Here is a 24,562-nt window from a genome sequence, read left to right as displayed (position 1 = left end):
TGGCGGCGGTAGGCTCGTGAGCGCATGAATCGCATAACCATCGCCCTGCTCGCCGCGCTCGAAGCGGTCATCGCCGTTGCCATCGGGCTCGGCATCGCCCTCGTGCCTCTGACCATCCTGTGGGCGACGCAAAACGGCCTGAGCACCGACTGGACCGTGTTCTGGCGGGCAGCATCCGACGTCTGGTTGCTCGGACACGGGGTCGACCTCACCGTCACGCTCCCCGCCGCCCTCGTCGCGTCACTCGCCCTGCCTGGGGCGGATGCCGCCTTCACGCTGTCCATCGCCCTGCTCGGCTTCTCGGTGCTGACCATCGTGCTCGGCATCGGCGCCGGTCGCAGGGCGGCGCACTCGGCGCACCCCGTGCAGGCCGCCGTCATCGTCGTCGCCGTGTTCTGCGTGCTCGCAGCGCTCATCGCCCTGAGCGCCGGGCACCCGCTTGCCGCTCCGGCGCCGACACAGGCCATCATCCTGCCGGGGCTGATCTATGCGTCATCCGTCGTGATCGGCCTCGCCAGCTCGCGGCGCCCCGTACTCGGCGCCTTCGGGCGCACGGTCCAACGCGGCGTGGTCGACTGGGCCCGCCAGCTCCCCCCGCTCGTTCCCCAGACGGTTGCCGCCGGGCTGCGCGGGGGGACCATCGCGGCAGCCATCGTCGTCGGCGCGGGCGGGCTGCTGCTGACGTTCTCGCTGCTCACGAGCTACGCCACGGTGATCGGCCTGTACGAGTCCCTCCAGGCCGGGGCGCTCGGCGGCATAGCGCTGACGCTCATGCAACTGGCACTGCTGCCGAACGCCGTGATCTGGGCAGCCAGTTGGGTCGTCGGGCCCGGCTTCGCCGTCGGCGTCGGCACGAGCGTCTCTCCGGGTGCCACCGTGCTCGGCCCTGTTCCCGGGCTGCCACTGTTCGCCGCCCTGCCAGACGGCCAGGCGAGTTTCGGCTTCCTGGTGCTGCTCGTGCCCATTCTGGCCGGCTTCGCCGTCGGCGTCCTGTTGCGTCAGCGGATGCCGCAGCAGCAGCCCGGCTGGAAGATCCTGCTCGCGCACGGCCTCGCCGCCGGGCTCAGCGCCGGCGTCATCCTCGGACTCCTGGCGTGGTTCTCCGCCGGATCCGGCGGGCCAGGTCGCCTGCAGGAACTCGGCCCGAACCCGCTGCTCGTCGCTGTCTTCGCGGCACTCGAGGTGGGCGCCGCCGCGCTGCTCGGCTTGTTCAGCGGCGCGGTCGTGGCCAAGCGACCCGCTCGCGTGGTTCCGTCGGCCGCCGACTCGCTGAGCGAGTAGGCGGCAGGCGGTAGGCTCGACTCGTGCTGAAGCTCGTCGTCTTGATCTCCGGAACCGGATCGAACCTCCGGGCACTGCTCGAAGCCACACAGGCAGCCGACTACGGCGCCCGCGTCGTCGCCATCGGCGCCGACCGTGACGCGGATGGCCTCGCCCTCGGTGAGGAGTTCGGCATCCCCACCTTCACCGTGCCGTTCACCGCCTTCGACGACCGTGCGGCCTGGGGCGACGAGCTGCTCGCCCAGGTACAGCTGTGGGAGCCGGACCTCGTTGTTCTCAGCGGGCTCATGCGCCTGGTGCCGCCGCGCTTCGTCGCGGCCCTCACCCCCCACCTGCTGAACACCCACCCGGCCTACCTCCCCGAATTTCCCGGGGCCCACGGGGTTCGCGACGCGATCGACGCCGGTGTCGATCAGAGCGGCGCGAGCCTCATCATCGTCGACAACAGCGTCGACGGCGGGCCCATCGTGGCGCAGGAGCGCGTGAGGGTGCTGCCCGGTGACACCGAGCACGATCTGCACGAGCGCATCAAACCCGTCGAGCGTCGCCTGTTGATCCAGGCTGTGCGCGATCTAGCCGACGGCCACGTCAATCTCAAGGAGTTCACGCAATGAGCGGCCCCAGCCACGACCCATCCCTCTACCGTTCTCGCGACCTCGTCGCCGTGCGCCGTGCACTGCTCTCGGTGAGCGACAAGACCGATCTGCTCGAGCTGGCGGCGGCGCTTGCGGCATCCGGTGTCGAGATCGTCTCGACCGGCTCCACCGCGTCGACCATTCGTGACGCGGGCTTCGCTGTGACGGATGTCGCCAGCGTGACCGGCTTCGCCGAGGCACTCGACGGCCGCGTCAAGACGCTGCACCCCTCGGTGCACGCCGGCCTGCTCGCCGATCTGCGCCTCGAGTCGCACGAGGCGCAGCTACTGGAACTCGGCATCGCCCCGTTCGAGCTCGTCGTCGTCAACCTCTATCCATTCGCCGAGACGGTCGCCTCCGGCGCCCCGGCCAGCGATGTCGTCGAGCAGATCGACATCGGCGGCCCGGCCATGGTGCGCGCATCGGCCAAGAACCACGCCAACGTCGCCATCGTCGTCTCGCCGACGAGCTACCCGCAGATCATCGCCGCGCTGCAGGCCGGCGGCACGACACTCGCCCAGCGCCAGGCGCTGGCGGCAGAGGCGTTCCGCCACACGGCCACCTACGACGTGAACGTCGCATCGTGGATCGGCAACGTCGTCGCCCCCGACGATGAGGGCACCGGATTCCCCGGCTGGATCGGTGCGACGTGGACCCGCCAGCAGAGCCTGCGCTACGGCGAGAACTCGCACCAGAAGGCGGCCCTGTACCGCAACCGGGAGGGCGGCGGCATCGCCCAGGCCGAGCAGCTGCACGGCAAGGAGATGTCGTACAACAACTTCGTCGACGCCGACGCCGCCGTGCGGGCCGCCTACGACTTCGCGGAGCCGGCCGTCGCCATCATCAAGCACGCGAACCCGTGCGGCATCGCCGTCGGCGCCGCGGATGCCGTCGACCCGATCGCCTCGGCCCACGAGCGCGCCCACGCCTGCGATCCGGTGTCGGCATTCGGCGGCGTCATAGCCGCGAACCGCACCGTCACCGCCGAGATGGCCCGCACCGTGAGCGGCATCTTCACGGAGGTGCTCGTCGCCCCCGGCTTCGAGCCGGAGGCCATCGAGATCCTGACCGCCAAGAAGAACATCCGTCTGCTGCAGCTTCCGGCCGACTACCGCCCGATCGCGACCGAGATCCGCCAGGTTTCCGGCGGACTGCTCATGCAGCAGGCCGACTCCTTCGCGAACTTCAGCTCGGCCGGCTGGACCCTCGCCGCCGGCGAGGAGGCATCGGCAGAGACTCGGGCCGAGCTCGAGTTCGCGTGGCGTGCCTGCCGTGCGGTGAAGTCCAACGGCATTCTGCTGGCCTCCGGCGGCGCGTCCGTCGGTGTCGGCATGGGCCAGGTCAACCGGGTCGACTCCTGCCACCTCGCCGTGAGCCGCGCCGGTGAGCGCGCGAGCGGTTCGGTCGCCGCGTCCGACGCATTCTTCCCCTTCGCAGACGGCCTGCAGGTGCTGCTCGACGCCGGGGTGACGGCCGTCGTGCAGCCCGGTGGATCGGTGCGCGATGAGGAGGTCATCGCCGCGGCGACGGCCGCCGGCGTCACCATGTACTTCACGGGCGAGCGCCACTTCTTCCACTAGGGACTCCACGCTGCACGAGATGGCCGGATGCCGCGCACTGCGGCATCCGGCCATTCTGTCTGCGAGGGCTGTGAGCGATAGTCTCGCTGCTATGACTTCTTCGGATGCCGGGGCCCCCGTCCCCGCTCAGCACCCATTGCCCCAGCGCCGTCCCGGCGCAGACCGCCCCCGCAGCACCGCGGCATCGGTGCTCTCCGCACTGAGCGTCGTGTTCGGCGCCTACCTCGTCACCGTGCTCGGCTACTTCATCAGCAGCGGCCAGCAGGCCCAGGCGATCGCCCAGTTCGGCGGATTCTTCGCCCTGCCCGCACTCATCGCGTTCGTGCTGCTCAGCGTCTTCAACCTGCTCGGCGCCACGCGCGCCTGGCTGCCTGCCCTCGCCGGTGGCCTCGGCGCCGGCGTTCTCGGTGCGCTGCTCGGCTCGGCCGTGCTGATCTCCGGCACATCCGGCAACGTCTTCGCCTCGGACGTCGTCATCTACCTGTTCAGCAGCCTGTTCAGCTTCAACCTGCTCTTCGTGCTCTCCATCGCCGTCGCCTCCGCCCTGCTCGGGCCGATCGTCTACGACGCCGTGATCGGCTTCCGCACGATCGGGCGGCGCGTCGGCGAACGCCACGTCGCGCTCGTGCGCATCCCTGCATCCAACCTCGCCGATGGCGAACTGACCCACATCGACCGGATTCCGGTGAACGTCGAACTGGCCGACCAGCAGTGGGACAACTACTGCGCCGCACTCGACGCCGAGGGCTGGGAGACGATCGAGGTTCCTGCCGCGCCCGAGATGGCCGACTCCGTGTTCATCGAGGACGCCGTCGTGATGTTCGGCGAGCTGGCCGTGATCACGAGCCCCGGAGCCGATTCCCGCCGCGACGAGATCGCCGGCGCCGAGCAGGCCGTGCGTGAACTCGGCGGCCTGGCCATCGAGCGCATCCTCGCCCCGGGAACGCTCGACGGCGGCGACGTGCTGAAGATCGGCAAGACCGTCTACGTCGGTCGATCGCTGCGCACGAACGCCGAGGGCATCCGCCAGCTGCGCGTGCTGCTCGCCTCCCGCGGCTACACGGTTGTCGCCGTGCCGTTGACCAAGGCGCTGCACCTGAAGAGCGCCGTCACCGCGCTGCCGGACGGCACCGTGATCGGCTGGGCGCCCGTCGTCGACAACCCCGAGATCTTCGACCGCTTCCTGCCGATGCCGGAGGAGGCCGGCTCTGCCGTCGTCGTGCTGAGCGAGGACACGGTGCTCATGTCGGCATCCGCACCGCAGAGTGCCGCCCTGATCGCCGACCTCGGCTACCGGGTCGTCACCGTCGACATCTCGGAGTTCGAGAAGCTCGAAGGCTGCGTCACCTGCCTCAGCGTCCGCGTCCGCTAACACTCGGAAGACATCCGGTCCCGCTCACCGGAGCTGTTCCGTTCACCGGAGCCGTCCCTTCCCCGGATCTCCGGCCAGCGTACGGGAGCAGAGGTGGCCCGAGCGGCACGGGCGGCATCCGGCGGCAGGGGCGTGCGGTTAGCGGGCCCGCCCGTCGTGCAGCTCAAGGATCCGATCGGCTCGCTGCATCAACAGCGGATCGTGCGTGGAGACGACCGCGGCGATGCCCTGGGAGCGGACGAGCTCGACGATGAGGTCCATCACGGTTCCTGCCGTGCGACTGTCGAGCTGGCCGGTCGGTTCATCGGCGAGCAACACAGGGGGCCGCGTCGCCAACGCGCGCGCGATGCCGACCCGCTGTTGCTGACCGCCGCTCAGCTCGCCCGGCCGCTGTGCAGCGTGCCCGGCGAGGCCCACGAGGGCGAGGACCTCGGCGACCCTGGCGTCGCGCTCAGCGGCCGGAAGGCGCTGCAACCGCAACGGAACCTCGACGTTCTCCGCGGCGGAGAGCACGGGGATCAGCCCGAATGACTGAAATACGTAGCCGAGTCGGTCACGACGGATGCCGGCCAGCTCCGCCTCGCTCAGCATGCCGAGCTCCGCCTCGCCCAGCCACACCCGGCCAGAGCTCGGGGTATCCAGACCGCCGAGCAGGTTGAGCAGCGTTGTCTTGCCTGCGCCCGATGGCCCACAGACCACGAGGAGCTCACCCGGGTGCACCTCGAGCGAGAGATCGACGCACGCGTGGACGGCTCCGGCCGTGCTCTGGTAGACACGGCTCAGATTCTCTGCGCGCACCGCGGGCGCGCCTCGCTCGATCACGGCTTCTCCTCCGTTTCGGCGTCCCCGGCATCCGGTTCGGCCCCTGCTGCCGGTTCAGCCCCTTGGACTTGTTCAGCGGCCTCGCGATGCCCCGGCCACACGCCGACGTGGTCACTCTCGAGCGCCAGACGCACGCGGTCACGCAGGCTCAGATGCGTCACGAAGTCATCGGGGAGCTGCAGTCGGCCGACGCTGTCGATGACGGCGAACTCCTCTGCCACGGCGTGCTCCGTTCCGTGCTCGTCGCGCCGGGTACTGCGCAGGACCTCGGTCGATGTGCGGCCGTCGCGAATCTGCACGGTGCGGCGCACGTGCCCGGAGACGGTGGGATCGTGGGTCACGATGAGCGTGGTGACGCCGAGCTCCTCATTCACGCCGCGCATGGCCTCGAGCACCTGGGCCGATGTCTCCTCATCCAGTTCACCCGTCGGCTCATCGGCGAGCAGAACGGTGGGATTGTTGGCGATGGCCACGGCGATCGCGGCCCGCTGTTGTTGGCCGCCGGACATTTCGATCGGGCGCCGACCCGCGCACTCGCCCACCTGCAGCAACTCCAGCAGCTCGGAGACGCGTCGTGCACGAGCGGCCCCGCGCACACCGCCCGCCACGGCGATCGCCATCGCGACGTTCTCGGCGGCGCTGAGGTACGGCAACAGGTTTCGCGCCGTCTGCTGCCACACGAAACCCACCGTGTGACGCTGGTACCGCACCCGCTCCGCCCGTCCCATCGTGACCAGGTCGTGGCCGGCAACCCTGGCGACTCCGGCCGTCGGGGTGTCGAGCCCGGAGAGGATCGTGAGCAGGGTCGACTTCCCGGAGCCGGAAGCGCCGATCAGCGCCACCATCTCGGCAGCGTCGATGCGCAGGTTCAGGCCCTGCAGCGCCTGGACCTCGACACCCTGCGCCGTGAAGATGCGCACCAGGTCGGAGCACAACACGTGCGGCTCGGCGCCGGCCTGTTCACCGGTTCGCGCCGGTGCGGTGAAGCTCGTCATCTCTGCCATCATTCCTCTTCCAGACGAATTGCACGAGCGAGGCTCGCGCGTCGGGCCAGCGCGAGCGAGCTCGCCGCGGCCAGGAGCACGACGGCAAGGAAGCCACCGATCGATGCCACGATGAACAGTGGGTCGATGGATGCCGCGGGCTGCACGCTGCCGCCGGTGAACGGGGTCAGATCCACTCCGGCGAGCACCAGCTGTGGCAGCCAGAGCCCGAGCAGCGATCCGAGCGTGAGCGCCACGACCGCCACGGGCCCGATCTCCCAGAGCAACAACGCCCTGGCCTGCCCACGGGGGAGCCCGAGCACCCGCAGCACGCCGAGCAGCCGCTCGCGCGCCGGCGCACCGAGAACGAGCGTCATGACGACGGCGGCCGCGCTGAGCAACGCCGCGATGGTGATCGCAATGGCCAGCGCCGTCTGCAGCCCCGCGATCGACGGGTTCTGACGGATCTCCGCGCTGAGCCCGGCCGGGAGGGTCACCTCGATGTCGTCGCCGAGGAGCTCCACCAGCCGTTCCTGCACCGCCCGAGGGTCTGCGCCGGCCGTGAGGTCGATCAGCACCATCCGGGGGAGGAGGGTGGGCGTGAGAGCGGCGGCGTTCGCCTTGTCGATCAGCAGCCAGCGTGAACTCGTGGTGAGCGGCGAAGGGTCGGGACTGATCCCCACCCTTTCCGCCGGGTAGGTGCCGATCTGGAACTCTATGGCGTCGTCGAGGAAGTCCGATGCCCCGCGGGAGACCACGACGGGCGTCGGCCGAGCGCCCTGATCGTCCACCGCAGCCCCGAGCTCTGCCGGCAACGTGGGCGCCCCGGGAACACCGGCCTGCACCGCGGCGAGTTCCTTGCTGTCGACGACGAGCAACACGGCTGGAACGCGGGACGACTCGGCCGAGATCAGCACGGAACGCGCGGAATAGACCGGGGCCGTCGCCTCGATCCCCGGCACGGCGCGGAGCTGCTCAAGCTGATCCGCGGTGATCGGCGCAGCGCTCAGGCGCATGTCTGCGCCGACCCTGGCCGCTGCAGTCTGTTCAACGCCGCTGCTGACCGTGCCGAGCATCACGCCGGAGAAGACCGCGACGGAGACGCCGACGACCAGGGCGAGTACCGGCGCGAAGCCGGTGGCGGGCTCGCGCAGCGCGCGACGGGCTCCGAGCACGGAGACCAGGCCGCGACGGCGCCCGGCGGCCCGCTCGATGGCGGCCAGGGGGAGCGGGTACAGACGGAGCGCCGCGATACAGACCGCGAGCGAGAGCAGCAGCGGAGTCGCCGCCACGAGCGGATCCACCCCCGACGAGTCCTCGTCGTAGCCGCGGCCGAGAACGGAGACGGTGCCGGCCACCGCCAGGCCGATGGTGGCGAGCTCCAGCATCCAGCGCAGTCGCGGCCGCGCACGATGCGAGCTGCCACCGATCGCCCCACCCGCTCCGGGAGCACGCAAGCCGCCTGCGCCGAATTCGGACGCTCGCGCCACGAGGACCGTCAGCGGCGTTGCAGCCAACAGCACCGTGCAGGCGAAGCCGACTGTCGACGGGGCGACTCCGGGCACGAGCAGGGTGCCGAGCACCGCGCCGAGCACCGCCGCCGGCACGGCGATGAGCGCCCCCTCGATGCCCAGGACGAAGCGCAGTTGTCGTTCTGACGCGCCTCTGGCGGCAGCGAGGCCGATCGAGCGCCGGCGGCGATTGGCGACGATTCCGGTGCCGAGCACGATCACCGCGACGCTCACCCCGAACGGTCCGATGGCCGTGAGCGCGAGCACGGTGACGAGCGCGGCGTCGGCGCGCTCTGAACGCTCCAGGGTCGCGATAGCGGAGGAGCCGAGCTCCACCGCCCCGATGCTCGGGATCGACGGCACCGTTCCGGGCGGATCGAGCGGAGCGAAGCGGTCGTAGCTGTGCCCGGAGTCGACGACGACGGGCTGCGTCGAGACTTCGCGGAGATCGACGAGGAGCGCGGCGTTCTCTGTCGATCGAAGCGTCTGAAGCTGCAGGGGGTACCAGATGTGGCTGCGCGGCATCACGGGCATCACGCCGAACGCCGCCCACGATTTCGGATCGACGAACGCAACGCTGGTGAACTGCGGTGGACTGATCCCGTCATCGACGATGCTGGATGCGAGCGCGGCGAGGGTGTGCTGCCAATAGGGATCATCGGCATCGGCCGCGACGAAGATTCCTGCAAGCCGCAGCAGTTGCGCTCCAGCTCCATCGAGCTCCGTCCACCGTTCCTCGCCGATGGGCCACTCCATCTCGGTCGCCGTCTGCTCGGAGAGGGCGATCTCGACCGCATCCGCACGCGGCAGGGGCGTCGCGTCGCTCCGCGGGGCAGCCCCGTCGATGTAACGCACACGCTCGGCCATGCGCGGGTCGAAGGTCGGCAGCACCAGGTGCACCGGCGCGGCGGGTCCTGCACCGGGCTTCTGCGCACGGAGGGCACCGAACTGCACGGTGTATTCCGGTGCGCCGAAGCTCCGCTGGAGGAGTGGGCTGAGATCGTCCCGGATGCCGCGGAGCGCCGCCTCCTGCTTGCCCCACACCGCGGCGACCTCCTCGGAGAGACCGAGCTCGGCAGCAGATGAAGCCGATGGAACGGGCCCGATCTCCGGCCCGCCGGCCGCATCGGCGACGAGGTCGCGCTCCGGTGCGGTGAGCTCGGAGACCCGCTGTTGCACCGAGGCCGTGTTGAGCCGCTCGACGGCGCGGGGCGCAGCCATGCCGATCGTCGCCGCCCCGAGCACGAGGAGCGCGACGCCGATCGATGCGCCGGCCCGCGTGCTCAGCTGACGCCAGAGCAGCGTGGTGTCGCCGAGACGGCGAAACGGCGGGCGCGCGCTCATTCGCCCGCCTCGCGGAGTGTCGTGCCCTCCGCCTGACGGCGTACCCGGCGCGCGTAGTCGGCCGCCACGATGGCCACACCGAGCGCCAGCAGCCCGAGCAGCAGGCCGGCGGGGCCGAGGTCCACTCCGAGCGGCACGTGCAGGGCGGCAGGAGCCGCGCTGACGGCGGCGCGGGCCAACGAGGAGACAGTCAGTCCGGCAACGAGGAGCCCGCCCAGCAGCCCGAGCACTGCGGCGACGCCGAGCACCGCGACCAGCTCCGCGCTGCGGCCGCGGGCCTGCTGCCCGGCCGTCACACCGAGCGCGCGCAGCAGCACGGATTCGCCGCGCCGGGCGCTCAGCAGTGCCATGGCCGTGGCGAAGACGGCGAGCAGCGCGAGAGCGATCGCACCGGCCGCGCCCACCCAGAGGGCGAGCACCGCGGGCAGGAGGATGGCCTCCGTCGAGAGTTGGGCGGGCGTGGTCACGGTGGCGCCGGGTATGCCCAGAGCGCGGGCCGCCGTCGCGATGCGCGCGCTCGCCGCGGCGTCGCTCACACCCGCCTCGACGCCCGCCTCGGTGGGCCGCGGTGCTATCCACAGTTCATTGCCTCCCGGCACCGCGTCACCGGCGGCGAGGGCGAAGCGTTGCAGCGTGCCCAGGTCTGCCATCACGCCGGCCGAATCGCTGAGCGTCGGGAGCAGGGCCGAGCCCGCCGCGACGACACCACGCACGCGTCGGCCGTCTGCGGAGAAACGGAACTCGATCTGGTCGCCCGGCTCCGCGCCGAGACGGGCGGCGAGCGCCGTGCTGAGCGCGAGCGGTACCGGGCCGCTCGTGGCCGGGTCCACGAGCGCGCGGCCGTTCGTCGCATCCCAGGCGAGCGTCATCGCCGCAGGCAATCCAGCACTGACCAGATCCTCCGCATCCGAGGCATCGGCACCAGGGGATGCCGCGACACCCCGCAGGGCGATCTGCACGTCATCGGCACCGCCGGAGCCGAGGAGGTGACCCTCCAGCGCGACGAGCGAGCCGCCTGCGGCATCCGGCAGCGGCACGGCGAGCTCGACGCTGTTCCCGGCGGACAGCGCGAGGTCGCCGGCCGGCTGGTGACGCAGAGTGCCATCGGCAGCCGCCAGCCAGATCGAGAGCTGCACGGTTCCAGCGCGCGCGGCCTCGGGGACGACACTCTCGATGCTCAGCAGCACAGTGCGGGTGCCATCGGGCAGAGCGAGGCCGCCAGGCTCGCCCGGGAGCGCGTTCCGCAGGGCGGCGATGTCGAGTCGGCCGTGCAGATCGGGAACGACCGAGCCCAGCAGGGTGGATGGCAGCGCGATGAGGCTGGCCTTCTCTGAGCCGATGGTGATCGCTTCGGTGAGTGCCGGTGCGGCGGTCGCCGCCTCGATCTCGGCCGGCCCGGTGGAAACGCGCCCGGCCGAAACCAGCCCGGTCGCCTCCGATCCGCCTGGTGCCAGCTGCACCCGCACGGCGCTGCCCGTGCCGAGCATGGCCGTCGCGGTGTCGAGTTCCCGCCAGGAGGCGGCGAAGGCCGCGGCAAAACCCGTCCCGGCCGTCGCCAGCATCACGAGGATGGCGGCGACCGTGAACAGCGAGATGCGTCGCGCCACCTGCCTGGCCGGCAGGACGGGACTCAGCCCCGGGCGGCGTGCGGCGATCACGGCCGCGGTGGTGCCGAGCGGCGCGAGGAGCAGCGCGCCGAGCAGCGCGCAGGCCACGAGCGCCAAAGCGGGGGCGAGGGCGCCGAAGACCCCGCCGCGCCCGGCAACCGTGTGGAACTGCCAGAGAGCCAGCGCGGCGGCCCCGGCCACCAACACGCCGGCACCGATCAGCACGGCGCGGGAGCCGCGCCCGGCCGCCTCGCCGCGCGCTCGGTGCACGGAGGCCGCGTCCCGCAGCGCCACGATGATCGCGAGCGTCACCGCAGCGGCGGAGACGAGCAGCCCGATCGGCAGCGCCTGCAGGGCCGCGGATGCCGGATCTCCCGTGGCCGCGGCCGCCGCCAGCGCGCCGCCGAGAGCCGCACCGACGACGCCGGCCGGCACGGCGATGATCGCCGTTTCACCGAACGTCACCGCGCCGAACTGACGCAGGGATGCGCCGCGCGCGCGGAGCAGCCCCGTCTCAACGGACCGCGCCGTGGCGAGCACGCGGCTCAACTGGGTCAGCGCGATCAACCCGATGGCGGCGATCAGCACGACCGGAATCGGAGCGAGTCCCGCAACACTGCGCAGCGAGTTGTGCATGCGGTCCAGAGTGAGCGGCAGGGCGCCGCTCAGCGACACTCCGCTGCCGTTGAGAGTCGGATCCTCGCGCAGGGCACGCTCCGTTCCAGTGAGCGCATCACGCAGCTCGGCGACGCGGGGCTCGGTGAGCGTTGCGGCATCCGGAATGAGTGTCCAGCTGGCGTAGGGGGCGACGGGGACGCCGCTCTCTGCAAGCACGGCGAGGCCCGCTTCCCCGATGAGGAACGGGCCGAAGTCGGTTCCGCTCCGCCCGGTCTCGGCCATCGCATCGCCGAACCAGAACGGCGAGTTCGCGTCGATCGGGCGCCAGGTCCCGACAATGCGGAGAATTGCACCATCGCCCTCACGCGAATCAAGTCGGACGGTGTCGCCGATTGCGAGGCCGAGCGCATCGGCCGAGTCCTCGTGCACCGTGGCCTCCAGGCCGTCGGCCGATCCCGCTGCCGGCCAGTCGCCGGCGATGAGCTGCGCGTCGTCGTGCACGCCTTCGACTGCGGCAACGACGAAGCGCGCCTGCCCGCTTGTGATGGGGTTCGTGCCGCTTGTCGTTCCGGTGAGCGGGGAGGCCTGGACGGTGCGCGGCATGGAAAGAGCGCTCTCGGGCAAGATGCGCCGGAACGTCTGCTCGACACGCTCCCGTTGGTCCACCGCGTCCGGGGCGAGACGCATCGAGACCCGCAGCGCGGCGTCCGCCGGGGCGGAGTGCTCGAGCGAGGCGCGCATCCCCGCCTGCACCGCTGCATCGAGGTAGCCGAGCACCCCTGCCAGCAACGCTCCGGTGATGAGGACGACTCCGGCACAGGCTGCCAGAAGGCTCCGCGCTGCGCGCGAACGACGCGCGAGCAGGCCTCCCCAATGCATCCGTACTCCTTCGCACTCGCCGTCCAGCGTATAGCGAGACTGGTGCTTGCGCGGGGCGTCGATCTACCCATAGTCTGTAAGGCTGTGCGCCGAACGGATCCGTTCCACTCGTTCGCGGCACCGGATGACACGCAGCACCAGATGACAACGACGCGCCAGGAGGATGCAATGACACAGACAGCACACACCACGGTTCAGAGCCGTTATGTGGGTAGCGCTGCCCGTGCCGCGTCCCCGCTCTCCGCCCGCGTCTTTCTTCCGGCGCGCTAGGCCGCGCCGCACACGCGCTGCCCGCAGATCGCATCTGGCGCTCTGCCCATCCATCACTACGAGACCGCCTCGTCTTCTCTCGATCGCCCTGCGTTCGATGGCGCGAGCGAGCCGGATCTGAGCCCGCGAGATCGCGGCCTTTCTGCCACTCACACTCTGGGGAACCACCTTGTCTTCAACCGCTGAACACCAGCACCCGCCCACGCAGCACGGCGACGACGCCGCACCCCGGCTCGGCACCCTGCGCACGCTCTGGCGCCTACGCGCCTACGTCGGTCCCGCCATGCCCGCCTTCGTCGGCAGCATGCTCGCCGCGCTCGTCGCGCAGCTCATCGCGCTGACCATCCCGCAGGTTCTGCAACAGATCGTCGACGGTCCGCTGGCCGACAAGGATGCCGCGGCCGTCGTTCCACTCACCGTGCTCGTCTTCGTGCTCGGCGCCATCGAGGCGCTGCTCTACGGCCTGCGCCGCTGGCTCGTCGTCGGCCCGGGAACGCGGGTGGAGGCGCGCATGCGCAACGCCCTCTTCGCGAAGCTGCAAGACCTCCCGGTGAACTTCCACGACAAGTGGCCGAGCGGGCAGCTGCTCTCTCGCGCCGTCAGCGACCTCGGACTCATCCGCCGGTGGCTCTCCTTCGGCCTCGTGCTGACGATCGTCAACCTGCTCGTGATCATCGTCGGCGTCGGCATCCTGATGTCGATGAACTGGTTGCTGGGACTCATCTTCCTGGTCTGCTCGCTTCCGCTCTGGTGGGCCGGATACCGCTTCGAGGGGCGCTATTCCGAGAAGTCCCGCCTGAGCCAGGATCAGGCCGGCGACCTCGCCACCGCCGTGGAGGAGTCGGTGCACGGCATCCGCGTGCTCAAGGCATTCGGTCGCGGCAAGCACGCCCTGTCGAACTTCCGCAGCCAGGCCGAATCGCTGCGCAACACCGAGATCGCCAAGGCGAAGCTCGACGCGAGCATCTGGGTGTGGATCATGGTCGTGCCCGCGATCGGGCTCTCGATCTGCCTGGTCGTCGGCATCTGGCTTGCCGCACAGGGGCAGCTCAGCGTCGGTGAGTTGGTCGCATTCTTCGCGACGGCCACCGTGCTGGCGTGGCCGATCGAGTCGATCGGATTCATGCTCGCGTTCGCGCTCGATGCCCGCACGGCGACAGACCGCTTCTTCGACATCCTCGACAGCGAGAACACCATCGTCGACCCGGACGAGCCGCAGCGGCTGGATCGCCCTCGCGGCGAACTCGCGTTCACCGATGTGCACTTCCGCTACCAGGACTCGCCCGAGCGCTTCGGCGATCTGCTCGACGGCGTCGACCTCGTGCTCACGCCGGGAGAGACGATGGCGCTCGTCGGTCTCACCGGCTGCGGCAAGACCACCATGACGGCGCTCACGACCCGCCTCTACGACGTCACGGGCGGCTCGGTCACGCTCGACGGCGTCGACGTGCGGGCGTTCAAGCGCGAGGAGCTGCGTACCCACATCGCGATGGCGTTCGAGGATGCCACGCTCTTCAGCGCCTCGGTGCGCGAGAACGTGCTGCTCGGCCGCCCGGAACTCGCCGGCGATGACCCGACCGTGGTGGCCGAGGCCGAGCGGGTGCTGGAACAGGCACTCGCGATCGCCCAAGCCGCTTTCGCCTACGACCTGCCGGAGGGCCTGGACACCCGCGTCGGCGAGGAGGGCATGAGCCTCTCCGGTGGACAGCGGCAGCGCCTGGCGCTGGCGAGGGCCGTCGCGGCCAAGCCGGCCGTTCTCGTGCTCGATGACCCGCTCTCGGCGCTCGACGTCACAACCGAGGCGCGCGTTGAGGCTGCACTGCGCGACGTGCTCGCCTCGACGACGGCACTCATCGTCGCGCACCGCCCGTCGACGGTGATGCTCGCCGATCGGGTGGCTCTCCTGGAGGACGGCCGCATCACGGCGGTCGGAACCCACTCGGAGCTCCTGCGCACGAGCGACCACTACCGTTTCGTGATCACGAGCCTCGAGGAGGACGCGCGCATGACCGGGGTCGTCGACGATCGTGAGCCCGATCCGGACGTGGACCGCGCGATCGAGCGAGAGCTGACGATCGTCGCCGAAGAGGCGGCGGAGACCCGCGCAGAGCGCGCAACGCGAGAGGAGGCGGCACGATGAGCGACCAGACATCAGTCAGTGGAGTCCAAGGCGAGGAACGCAACGAGTACAGCAAGGCCGAGTCCAAGCAGATCCGTGCCCGCTCGCGGGCGTTGCTCGGCTCACTGCTGAAGCCCCTGCACGCCAAGCTGTGGGTCACCGCGGCCGCAATCGTCGTGTCCTCGGCCGCCCAGGTCGCCGGGCCGGCACTCATCGCCTACGGCATCGATCAGGGTATTCCAGCGCTCATCGACCAGAACTGGTTCCCCGTCGCCTTCGCCGGTCTCGCCTACCTGTTCACCGGCCTCATCGGTGGTGTCCTGATCGCCAGCTACATCAGGCTGTCGGCCAGGATCAGCCAGGCGGTGCTCATCGACCTGCGCACGCGGGTGTTCCTGCACACGCAGCGGCTGAGTCTGGAGTTCCACGAGTCCTACACCTCCGGTCGCATCATCTCCCGTCAGACCAGCGACCTCGATGCGATCCGCGAGCTGTTGGATGAGGGTCTCACCCTGCTCGTGCGCGGCCTCATGTACATGGTGTTCACCGCCGTGATGCTGCTGATCCTGGACGCTCCGTCCGGCCTCGTGCTGCTCGCCTCGCTGATCCCACTGGGGATCCTGACCCGCTGGTTCCAGTTGCGCTCGCAGACCCAGTTCCGGCGCTCGCGCGTGGCATCCGCAAAACTCATCGTGCAATTCGTCGAGACCATGACCGGCATCCGTGCGGTCAAGGCCTTCCGCAAGGAGAAGCGCAACGAAGACGAGTTCGGCAACCTCGTCGAGGACTACCGCAACGTGAACGCCAAGGTGCTCGGCCTCTTCGCCGTGTTCAACCCGGGCCTGGCGTTGATCGGCAACACGGCGGTCGCCGTCACCCTGCTCTGGGGTGGCTTCCGCGTCGTCGACGGCAGCCTCGAGGTCGGCGTGCTGCTCGCTGCCGTGCTGTACACCAAGCGCTTCTTCGACCCGATGGAGGACATGGCGATGTTCTACAACGGCTACCAGTCGGCCTCGAGCGCTCTCGAGAAGATCTCGGGCGTGCTTGAGGAACAGCCGAGCGTTCCCGACCCGGTGAAACCGGTCGACCTGTGGAATGCGAATGGCACGGTGCGCTTTGACGGTGTGCGCTTCGCGTACACGAAGGATCGCGACATCCTGCCCGAATTCGATCTCGAGATACCGGCCGGGCAGACCATCGCCCTTGTCGGCTCGACGGGTGCGGGCAAGACGACGCTGGCCAAGCTCATCTCGCGCTTCTACGACCCGAGCGAAGGCAGGGTCAGCCTCGACGGCGTCGATCTGCGCGACCTCCACCCGAAGGACCTGCGCCGCGCCATCGTGATGGTCACGCAGGAGGCGTACCTGTTCTCCGGAACGGTCGCAGACAACATCGCGATCGGCAAGCCGGATGCCACGCTCGATGAGATCAAGGCGGCGGCCCGTGCCGTCGGAGCCCATGACTTCATCGAGTCGTTGCCGAACGGTTACGACAGCGATGTGAACAAGCGAGGCGGCAGGGTCAGCGCCGGTCAGCGCCAGCTGATCTCCTTCGCCCGCGCCTTCCTGGCGAATCCGGCCGTGCTGATCCTCGACGAGGCCACGAGTTCGCTCGACATCCCGAGCGAGCGTTTGGTGCAGGAGGCGCTGCAGACCCTGCTCGCCGATCGCACGGCTGTGATCATCGCGCACCGTCTCTCGACGGTGTCGATCGCCGACAGGGTTTTGGTGATGGAGCACGGCCGCATCGTCGAGGACGGCACGCCGGAGCAGCTCATCGCGGGCACCGGCCGCTTCGCGCAGCTGCACGCCGCCTGGCGCGACTCGCTGGTCTAGCGGCCTGGAACAAGCGCAGTTCTCGCCCCTCCGCGCTGCCAATCGGGGCGAGAACTGCGCTTGTTGCGCGTCGTCGACGCGCCCACAGGCCCTCCTGTGGATAACTTTCGCACGAGCGTGGCGAATCCGTCACGATGGGCGCGTGCCAACGTCAAGCCCACTTCCGTCTCATCTGCGTGGTTCGGCGTTCGGCGTTCGGGACATCGGATGGCACGGGCTGAGCGACAAACGATTGCGCGGCAGGGACATCGATGCTCCATTCCACGGCGTGCGCAGTATTGGAATCGATACGCGGGACATTCGCGGACTGTGCGTGGCTTTCGAGCCATTGTTGGTGGGCAGCCGGGTGTTCTGCGGGGCGACGGCAGCCATTCTGCTCGGGATGCCGCTGCCGCTGAGACTGAGAACCGGCCGACTGCTGCACGTCGGGACTCTCGACGCACGGCAACCGCCACGGCGCCGTGGAGTCGTCGGGCACCGCCTCACAAAAGGAACTCGCACGATCGATGTGCCTGGCGGCTTCACTGTGACGGATGCCGCTTCGACGTGGTGCCAGTTGGCGGCCGAGCTCAGCCGTGAGGAGCTCACCGCCGTCGCAGATTACGTGCTCTCGGGGCTGCCGCTGTCTGGTTCTCGCCGGAACGCGCCGCTGTGCTCACGGGACGAGCTCAGCGCGGCCATTGCTGAACACGGCGCGCGCGTCGGCGTTGCGAAGTTGCGTTGGGCGCTGGAGCAGGCTCGCACCGGCGTCGACTCGGCACCCGAGACGGCGCTTCGGCTACTGCTCGTGGAGGAACACTTCACCGAGCCCGTCGTCGCGCTGCCCGTTCTTGTCGAACGCGGGACCATCACCCTGCATCCCGATCTCGCCTGGCCCGAGCTCCGCGTGGTGCTGGAATACGAGGGCGACGGGCATCGCGAGAGCAAGCGACAATTCCGTGCAGACATCCGCCGACGCGAGATGTTCGAAGCGGCCGGCTGGCGGGTTATCCGCGTCACCGCCGACGATCTGGGCCCTCTGCGAGACGAATTTGTCACGCGGGTGCATTCCGTTCTGGCCGCGCGAGTCCGGGACCTGCACCTCATGGCCCGCTTTCCCCAGAAAGCGCAGTAACCGCCCCCACAATCGCAGTCGTAGGGCGGAACCTGCGTTTGCTGTGGCGGATGCCGGCGGGCGGCGCGGCGGGCGCTGCGCTACGCGGCCGGCGGCGCGGTGCTGCCACGCACGACGAGCTGCGGCGACACCGACTCCGGTTCGGCCGCGGCGCTCGGGTCATCGATGCGGCGGAGCACGTGGGCGACGGCGCGACGGCCGATCTCGTCGAATGGCTGGGCGATCGTCGTCAACGCCGGGCTGCAGTATGCGGCCAGGGCGATGTCGTCGAAGCCGACGATCGAGACATCCTCCGGCACGCGGCGGCCGAGCTCGTGCAACGCGCGGATCACGCCGAACGCCATCTCGTCGCTGGCGACGAAGACCGCGGTCACCTCCGGCATCCGCCCGATCAGGAGGCCGGCCTGATAGCCGGATTCCGGCGACCAATCGCCGTGCAGCTCCGGCGGCACGGAGCGGCCCGCACTCTCGAGCGTCTCGCGCCAACCGTGCGCGCGGCTGGCGGCGTCGAGCCACTCCAGTGGGCCGGCCAGGTGCCACACGGTCTGGTGGCCGAGTTCGAGGAGATGCTCCGTGGCAAGGCGGGCCGCGGCGACCTGGTCGAGTTCAACGACCTCGGCAGACTCGGTGCGTGAGCCGTCGATTGTCACCGTGGGGATGCGACGGCTGAGTGCCTCGACGTCGTCGTTGGCGCTCAGCACGGGCACGGCCAACACGATGCCCTCGACGGCTTGCTCGACGAGCCGGGCCATGGCGGAGGCGATGGCAGGTGCGTCGAGGGACGCCGTCGTCGCCGTCGACACGGTGTAGCCGGCGGCGCGCGCGGCGCTCTCGATGCCGTAGGCCATCACCGCGCCGGAGTAGTTGACGGTGGCCAGGCTCACGACGCCGATGGTGCGGCTGCGGCCGGACGAGAGGGTGCGCGCAGCACTGTTGAGGCGGTAGCCGAGCTGATCGACGGCCGCGAGCACCGCGACTTTCGTCTTCTCCTTGACGTTCGGATGCCCGCTCAGCACCCGCGAGACAGTCTGCGCCGAGACGCCGGCCAGCTCGGCGACGTCGGTCATCCCCGGCGGGCGCGAGCCGCTGGCCGTGGCGGTCTGCTGGCTCATGTGCTGCCCTCCTGCGAGTGAACGTGATGTCGTTGACGAGGCAGTGGCGCGATGCCACGGTCACGATTGATAACGATCATAGTGGAAAAGATGCCTGAATTGCCGGGAATTTTGGGTGCAATGCGGAGAAAATCGAGGGCGTAATTGTTACCGATAACAAAGTGTGGCATAGTCGACCCAGCCACATTCTGGATCAAAGGAGAGACAGTGAAGAAGTCCGTATTCCGCTCAGCCGGCCTCGCCGGCGTCGTCACGCTCGGCCTCGCGCTGACCGCATGCGCCGGTGCAGCCCCCGCCGCGACCGGCGACGCCAGCAGCGGCACGCCCACCGAAGTGACCTTCTGGGGCTGGGCCCCCGGCTACGCCGAGGCGGTGGACGCGTACAACGCCTCGCAGAGTGATGTCACGGTCACCTTCGAAGAGGTCGCCCCCGGAGCCAAGGGCGGCTACGAGAAGATGCTCAACTCGGTGACGGCCGGCAATGCGCCGTGCCTCGCCCAGGTCGGTTACGAGACGCTCACGAGCTTCGCCGCACAGGGCGCTCTCGAAGACGTGTCGGAGTTCGCCACCGCGAACGAAGGCGAGTTCACCCCCGCCAGCTGGTCGGCGATGAGCATCGGTGACGCGGTCTACGGCGCTCCAGTCGACCAGGGCCCGATGGCCCTGTTCTACAACAAGGAGGTCTTCGACAGCCTCGGGATCGCCGTCCCGACCACGTGGGACGAGTACAAGGCGGCCGGCGAGAAGATCCACGCCGCCGACCCGAATAAGTACATCTCCTCCACCTACATGGACTACGACTACGCCGGATTCAACTGGCAGGCCGAGGCGCCGTGGTTCGGCGTCGACGGCGACGCGTGGACGGTGTCGATCGACTCCCCGGAGACCCAGAAGGTCGCGAGCTACTGGCAGGGCATGGTCGACGGCGGCCTGCTCAGCCCCGCGCCGATGTGGGACCAGTCCTGGTACGCCGGCCTCGGCGACGGCAGCATCGCCACGCACGTCGGCGCCGTCTGGATCGCCGGAATCCTCAAGGGCAGCGCCGCCGATGGTGCGGGCAAGTGGGCCGTCGCGCCGATGCCGCAGTGGGAGGCCGGAGACGACAAGGTCGGCAACGTGGGCGGCTCTGGCACCGCCGTGCTGAAGGGTTGCTCCACCCCCGAGGCAGCCTGGGACTTCGCGCACTTCATGAGCACGGATGCCGACACCTTCACGAACCTCGTGTCGACGGCCGGTCTCTACCCGGCGGCGACCGAGCTGCTCAGCCTCCCGGTTCTCACCGAGGGAGACGACTACTTCGGTGGCCAGGCGATCTTCGATGTCTTCGCCGAGGCCTCCCCGAACGTCACAACCGGCTGGACCTGGGGCCCGAACATGCCGGAGACCGTCGGCTTCCTGAACGACGGACTGGGCAAGGCCTGGGCCGGCGACGGCACGATCGCCGACGCACTCGCCGCGACGCAGACCAAGACGGTCGACGCGCTCACCGCACAGGGCCTCAGCGTTGCCGAATAACCGCGTTGCCGAATAGCCGCATCGCCGACTAACCGCGTCGCCGAGCAACGACACCGGTGGCGGGCCGATCACCCCCGGCCCGCCACCACCCGGCCCCGTCACACCCATCCCACCGCGAAAGGAGGCAGCATGACCGCCGTTGCAGCCACAGCAGCAGCCACCCAGTCATCGTCGCCCCAGTCCTCGTCGCCCCAGTCCTCGTCGCCTCAGGCATCGCCGAGCACGCCGTCGGCGAGTACCCGGAAGTCGGCCAGCGCGGCGGCTCTCCGCTGGCGCACCCCGATGCTCTTCCTGGCACCGTTCCTGCTGCTCTTCCTCGGCATGTACGTGCTGCCGATCGCCTTCGCCATCGCGCAGAGCCTGTTCACCCTGAAGCGCGACGGGCTCGGACTCACCGCCCCCACCCTGAACTTCGATCCGCTGGCGAACTACGCCAGGGTCTTCGCCGACACCGAGTTCACGGCATCCCTCGGCCGCGTTCTGCTCTTCGGCGTCGTGCAGGTGCCGCTCATGCTCGGGGTCGCCCTGCTGCTGGCGCTGCTCATCGACTCCAAGTCCGCGCGCGCCAAAGGCTTCTTCCGGTTGAGCAGTTTCCTGCCGTTCGCGGTTCCCGGAGTCGTCGCCGCGGTGATGTGGTCGTTCCTGTACTCGCCGGTCACCAGCCCGATCAACGGTTTCCTCCAGGACAGCTTCGGCTTCTCGATCCCGTTTTTCGGCGATGGCCTGGCCCTGTGGTCGGTCGCCAACGTCGTCACCTGGTGCTGGACCGGGTACAACATGCTGATCATCTACTCCGCGCTTCAGACGATCCCCGCCGAGACGCTCGAGGCGGCCAAACTCGATGGCGCCTCGGCCGTGCGGATGGCGTGGAGCATCAAGATCCCCATGGTGCGCCCAGCGATCATCCTCACCACGGTCTTCTCGATCATCGGTTCGGCGCAGCTGTTCAACGAGCCGACCGTGCTCAAGTCGATCTCTGGCGGCGCCATCACCTCCACCTTCACCCCGCTCATGGCGGCGCAGGCATCCGTCGCCGCCCAGAACTACCCCTACGCCGCGGCGCAGTCCGTCGTGCTCGCCGTGCTCGTCGGCGTGCTCTCCTGGGCGTTCTTCCGCATCACCAGCCAGGGAGATGACGCCTGATGCCAACGCTCAGCCCGCACGATCTCCGCCAGAACACGCTCGGCACCGCCACGCTGGTCTCTGCCACGAGGCCGCCGCGCCGTCAGCGCAGCCGTGACGGCAGCGCGGCCAACCCCATGGCCGGCTTCGCGAGTCGCTTCGGCGTGATGGCGGTGCTCCTCATCGCAGCCGTCTACTTCCTGCTGCCGATCTGGTGGCTGCTGGTCGCCAGCACCAAGCCGGCCGGCCGCCAGTTCGTCGGCAACGGGCTGTGGTTCGACGGCTTCGGCCTGGTCGAGAACGTGACCGCCGTCTTCGATGTCAACAACGGTGTGTTCGGCCGCTGGATGCTGAACAGTGTTTTCTACGCCGGAACGGCCGCCCTCGTCGGCACCGTGCTCTCGGCGATGGCCGGCTATGCGATCGCGAAGTACAGCTTCAAGGGCCGCGGCCTGATCTTCGGCGCGGTGCTCGCCGCCGTGCTGATCCCCAAGGTCATGTTCACGCTTCCGCTGTTCCTGATGTTCAACCAGGTCGGCCTGCTGAACAACCCGCTCGCTGTGTTGCTGCCGAGCGTCGTCAGCCCGTTCGGCGTCTACCTCGCCCGTGTCTTCGCCGCCCAATCCGTGCCGGACGAACTCATCGAGGCCGGGCGGCTCGACGGCGCCGGTGAGTTCCGCATCTTCCGTTCGGTGTCGATGCGCATCATGGCGCCTGCCCTCGTCACGATCTTCCTGTTCCAGTTCGTCGAGGTGTGGAACAACTACCTGCTGCCTGCCATGGTGCTCAACGACACCAGCTTGCAGCCGGTCACGGTCGGGCTCGTCGGCTGGGCGGCATCCAACGGCAATGTGCCGGCCGGAACCGTCGTCGTCGGTGCCTTCCTCTCGATCATCCCCCTCGTCATCGCCTTCCTGTGCCTGCAACGCTTCTGGCGCGCCGGCCTCACCGCTGGAGCAATCAAGTGAGTCTTCTTGCCGAGACGGATGCCGCGGCATCCGTCGCCGACAACCCTGCCCTCCCGGCCACCCTCGGCTACCGCGACGGCCAGTTCGTGCGGAGCGGCACCCCGCACCGCGTGCTGAGCGGGTCGGTGCATTATTTCCGGGTGCACCCGGAGCAATGGCGCCAGCGCCTGGAGGCGGTGGCCGCCCTCGGGCTGAACACCGTCGACACCTACATCGCCTGGAACTTCCACCAGCAGGGCGACGGCCCGGCCGATTTCACCGGCTGGCGCGACGTCGAGCGCTTCATCGGCATCGCCGCCGAGTTGGGTCTGGACGTGATCGTGCGGCCGGGCCCCTACATCTGCGCGGAGTGGAACAACGGCGGGCTCCCCGCCTGGCTCACCGGTCAGCCCGGGCTGCACCCGCGCTCGAGCGACGAGCGCTACCTGGCGGCGGTCACCGAGTGGTTCGACGAGCTGATCCCGCGCCTCGTGCGGCTGCAGCGGAGCAACGGCGGGCCCATCGTGGCCGTGCAGGTCGAGAATGAGTTCGGCAGCTACGGTGACGATCACGGCTACATGCGCTGGATGCGCGACGCCCTCGTGCAGCGCGGAATCACCGAGCTGCTCTACACGGCAGACGGTCCGACCGAGCTGATGCTCGACGGCGGAACGCTGCCAGACGTGCTCGCCACGGCCACATTCGGATCGAGGGCAGCCCAGGCGGCCGCCCTGCTGCGCTCGCGTCGGAGCGGTGAGCCCTTTCTCTGCGCCGAGTTCTGGAACGGCTGGTTCGACCACTGGGGTGAGCGGCACCACATCCGCGAGCCGGATGGCGTCGAGACCGTCGTGCGCGACATCCTCGGCGAGGGCGGATCGGTCAGCTTCTACATGGCCCACGGTGGCACCAACTTCGGCCTCTGGGCCGGAGCGAATCACGACGGCGATGTGCTGCAGCCGACGGTCACCAGCTACGACTCCGACGCGCCCGTCAGCGAGGGCGGCACCATCACGGCCAAGGGACGGATGCTGCGGCGCGTGCTCGGAGAGTTCACGGGACTGCCCCTGCCAGCCCCGCCAGCGCCGACACCGGTGCTGGGCGCGCGGGTCGTGACCGTCGAGCACCGTGCCGATCTGCTCGCCGCGGCGCGATCCGTCTCGGCCTCTGCCGAGAGCAGCGTGGCGCCCCGCCCGCTGAGCTTCGAGGAACTCGGCATCGACAGCGGGCTCGTGTTCTACCGGGCGGAACCGATCCTGCCGCGGGGGCAGAGCCTGCTCACGATCCGCGGCCTGCATGACCGCGCCCAGCTCTGGATCGACGGCGCGCTGATCGGAATGCTCGACACCGAGACTGCCGGGCACGGAATCCCCGTCGCCGGCGCGGGGGAGCGCGTCGTGCTCGAGATCCTCGTCGAGAACCAGGGGCGCATCAACTACGGCCCGCTGCTCGGCCAGGGCAAGGGGATTCTCGGAGGGGTGCAGATCGAGCGCCGACTCGTGCAGGGGTGGAGCAGCACGCCGCTGCCGCTGGAGCAGTGGGATGCCGCGCTGCTCGCGCGCGCAGCGGCTCCGGCATCCGCCGACCCCGATGGCCCTGGTTTCGCCGTCGCGACGTTGGACATCGAGCAGGCGGGCGACAGCTTCATCGCGCTGCCCGGCTTCGGCAAGGGCTTCGTCTGGGTGAACGGCTTCCTGCTCGGCCGGTACTGGGAGATCGGGCCGCAGCTGACCCTCTATCTGCCGGCGCCCCTGCTTCAGGCCGGCGAGAACACGATCACGGTGCTGGAACTGGAACACCGCGGCGCGGTGATCGAGCTGCGTGAGAGCGCCGTGCTCGGCCCGGAAGAGGAGTTCATCGAGACGTTCGACTGAACGCGACCGACTGTACCCGGGAGGA

Annotated in this window: 16 protein-coding genes; 11 read left to right on the top strand and 5 right to left on the bottom strand. The window is 69.5% G+C overall.

The window, feature by feature from the left end; all coding sequences use genetic code 11:
- The first annotated feature begins 24 nt into the window (after window positions 1-24).
- The 4 genes from ASC66_RS03125 (at window position 25) to ddaH (ending at window position 4,868) form a co-directional block, all read left to right on the top strand.
- A complete protein-coding gene (locus ASC66_RS03125) occupies window positions 25-1,281 on the top strand; it encodes a cell division protein PerM (RefSeq protein ID WP_055834506.1) in 1,257 nt (418 codons plus the stop codon).
- 23 nt (window positions 1,282-1,304) lie between these two features.
- Window positions 1,305-1,895, top strand: coding sequence for a phosphoribosylglycinamide formyltransferase (purN, locus tag ASC66_RS03120; protein WP_055834503.1), 591 nt, complete (start codon window positions 1,305-1,307; stop codon window positions 1,893-1,895).
- Complete coding sequence (purH, locus tag ASC66_RS03115) at window positions 1,892-3,496, top strand: bifunctional phosphoribosylaminoimidazolecarboxamide formyltransferase/IMP cyclohydrolase (RefSeq protein ID WP_055834500.1); 1,605 nt, start codon at window positions 1,892-1,894, stop codon at window positions 3,494-3,496. Before purN ends, purH begins: the two co-directional genes overlap by 4 nt.
- Window positions 3,497-3,587: 91 nt before the next feature.
- Window positions 3,588-4,868 (top strand): dimethylargininase, encoded by a 1,281-nt coding sequence (gene ddaH / locus ASC66_RS18525; protein WP_082491974.1) that lies wholly within the window; start codon window positions 3,588-3,590, stop codon window positions 4,866-4,868.
- A 138-nt stretch (window positions 4,869-5,006) separates the two neighbouring features.
- Here the strand turns inward: ddaH and ASC66_RS03105 are convergent, their stop codons facing one another.
- Genes ASC66_RS03105 through ASC66_RS03090 form a run of 4 tightly spaced genes read right to left on the bottom strand, consistent with a single transcriptional unit; the run spans window position 5,007 to window position 12,632 of the window.
- Window positions 5,007-5,690 carry an ABC transporter ATP-binding protein gene (locus ASC66_RS03105; protein ID WP_082491973.1) on the bottom strand — a complete coding sequence of 228 codons (684 nt, stop codon included), beginning with the start codon at window positions 5,688-5,690 and terminating at the stop codon, window positions 5,007-5,009.
- The gene (locus ASC66_RS03100) at window positions 5,687-6,685 is read right to left on the bottom strand and encodes an ABC transporter ATP-binding protein (protein WP_055836245.1); all 999 of its coding nucleotides are present in this window, start codon (window positions 6,683-6,685) and stop codon (window positions 5,687-5,689) included. Before ASC66_RS03100 ends, ASC66_RS03105 begins: the two co-directional genes overlap by 4 nt.
- 8 nt (window positions 6,686-6,693) lie before the next feature.
- On the bottom strand, window positions 6,694-9,528 hold the full coding sequence (locus tag ASC66_RS03095; RefSeq protein WP_055834498.1) for an FtsX-like permease family protein: 2,835 nt from the start codon (window positions 9,526-9,528) through the stop codon (window positions 6,694-6,696).
- Window positions 9,525-12,632, bottom strand: a complete 3,108-nt coding sequence (locus tag ASC66_RS03090) for an FtsX-like permease family protein (RefSeq protein ID WP_055834495.1) — start codon at window positions 12,630-12,632, stop codon at window positions 9,525-9,527. The genes ASC66_RS03095 and ASC66_RS03090 overlap by 4 nt, the downstream gene beginning before the upstream one ends.
- A gap of 553 nt (window positions 12,633-13,185) precedes the next feature.
- On the opposite strand from ASC66_RS03090, the gene ASC66_RS03085 reads away from it, so the two are divergent.
- The 3 genes from ASC66_RS03085 to ASC66_RS03075 all read left to right on the top strand — a co-directional run bounded on the left by ASC66_RS03085 (window position 13,186) and on the right by ASC66_RS03075 (window position 17,970).
- A complete protein-coding gene (locus tag ASC66_RS03085; RefSeq protein ID WP_082492063.1) occupies window positions 13,186-15,042 on the top strand; it encodes an ABC transporter ATP-binding protein in 1,857 nt (618 codons plus the stop codon).
- On the top strand, window positions 15,039-16,856 hold the full coding sequence (locus ASC66_RS03080; RefSeq protein ID WP_055834492.1) for an ABC transporter ATP-binding protein: 1,818 nt from the start codon (window positions 15,039-15,041) through the stop codon (window positions 16,854-16,856). The genes ASC66_RS03085 and ASC66_RS03080 overlap by 4 nt, the downstream gene beginning before the upstream one ends.
- Window positions 16,857-17,088: 232 nt before the next feature.
- The gene (locus tag ASC66_RS03075; protein WP_157509612.1) at window positions 17,089-17,970 is read left to right on the top strand and encodes a putative endonuclease domain-containing protein; all 882 of its coding nucleotides are present in this window, start codon (window positions 17,089-17,091) and stop codon (window positions 17,968-17,970) included.
- An 80-nt stretch (window positions 17,971-18,050) separates the two neighbouring features.
- Here ASC66_RS03075 and ASC66_RS03070 read toward each other — a convergent pair whose 3' ends face one another.
- A complete protein-coding gene (locus tag ASC66_RS03070; protein ID WP_055834487.1) occupies window positions 18,051-19,082 on the bottom strand; it encodes a LacI family DNA-binding transcriptional regulator in 1,032 nt (343 codons plus the stop codon).
- Between the two features lie 207 nt (window positions 19,083-19,289).
- Between ASC66_RS03070 and ASC66_RS03065 the strand changes: the two genes are divergently transcribed.
- From ASC66_RS03065 to ASC66_RS03050, 4 genes are all read left to right on the top strand, one after another.
- Window positions 19,290-20,597, top strand: coding sequence for an ABC transporter substrate-binding protein (locus ASC66_RS03065; RefSeq protein ID WP_055834484.1), 1,308 nt, complete (start codon window positions 19,290-19,292; stop codon window positions 20,595-20,597).
- Between the two features lie 129 nt (window positions 20,598-20,726).
- Complete coding sequence (locus tag ASC66_RS03060) at window positions 20,727-21,740, top strand: carbohydrate ABC transporter permease (RefSeq protein ID WP_082491972.1); 1,014 nt, start codon at window positions 20,727-20,729, stop codon at window positions 21,738-21,740.
- Window positions 21,740-22,687 carry a carbohydrate ABC transporter permease gene (locus ASC66_RS03055; protein WP_235496647.1) on the top strand — a complete coding sequence of 316 codons (948 nt, stop codon included), beginning with the start codon at window positions 21,740-21,742 and terminating at the stop codon, window positions 22,685-22,687. Before ASC66_RS03060 ends, ASC66_RS03055 begins: the two co-directional genes overlap by 1 nt.
- Window positions 22,684-24,537, top strand: coding sequence for a glycoside hydrolase family 35 protein (locus ASC66_RS03050; protein WP_055834479.1), 1,854 nt, complete (start codon window positions 22,684-22,686; stop codon window positions 24,535-24,537). Before ASC66_RS03055 ends, ASC66_RS03050 begins: the two co-directional genes overlap by 4 nt.
- Window positions 24,538-24,562 lie beyond the last annotated feature (25 nt).

The organism is Leifsonia sp. Root4 (assembly GCF_001425085.1).
Lineage (GTDB): Bacteria > Actinomycetota > Actinomycetes > Actinomycetales > Microbacteriaceae > Microterricola.
The sequence above is the reverse complement of the archived record's forward strand: the minus strand, read 5'-3'. Positions and strand labels throughout refer to the sequence as shown.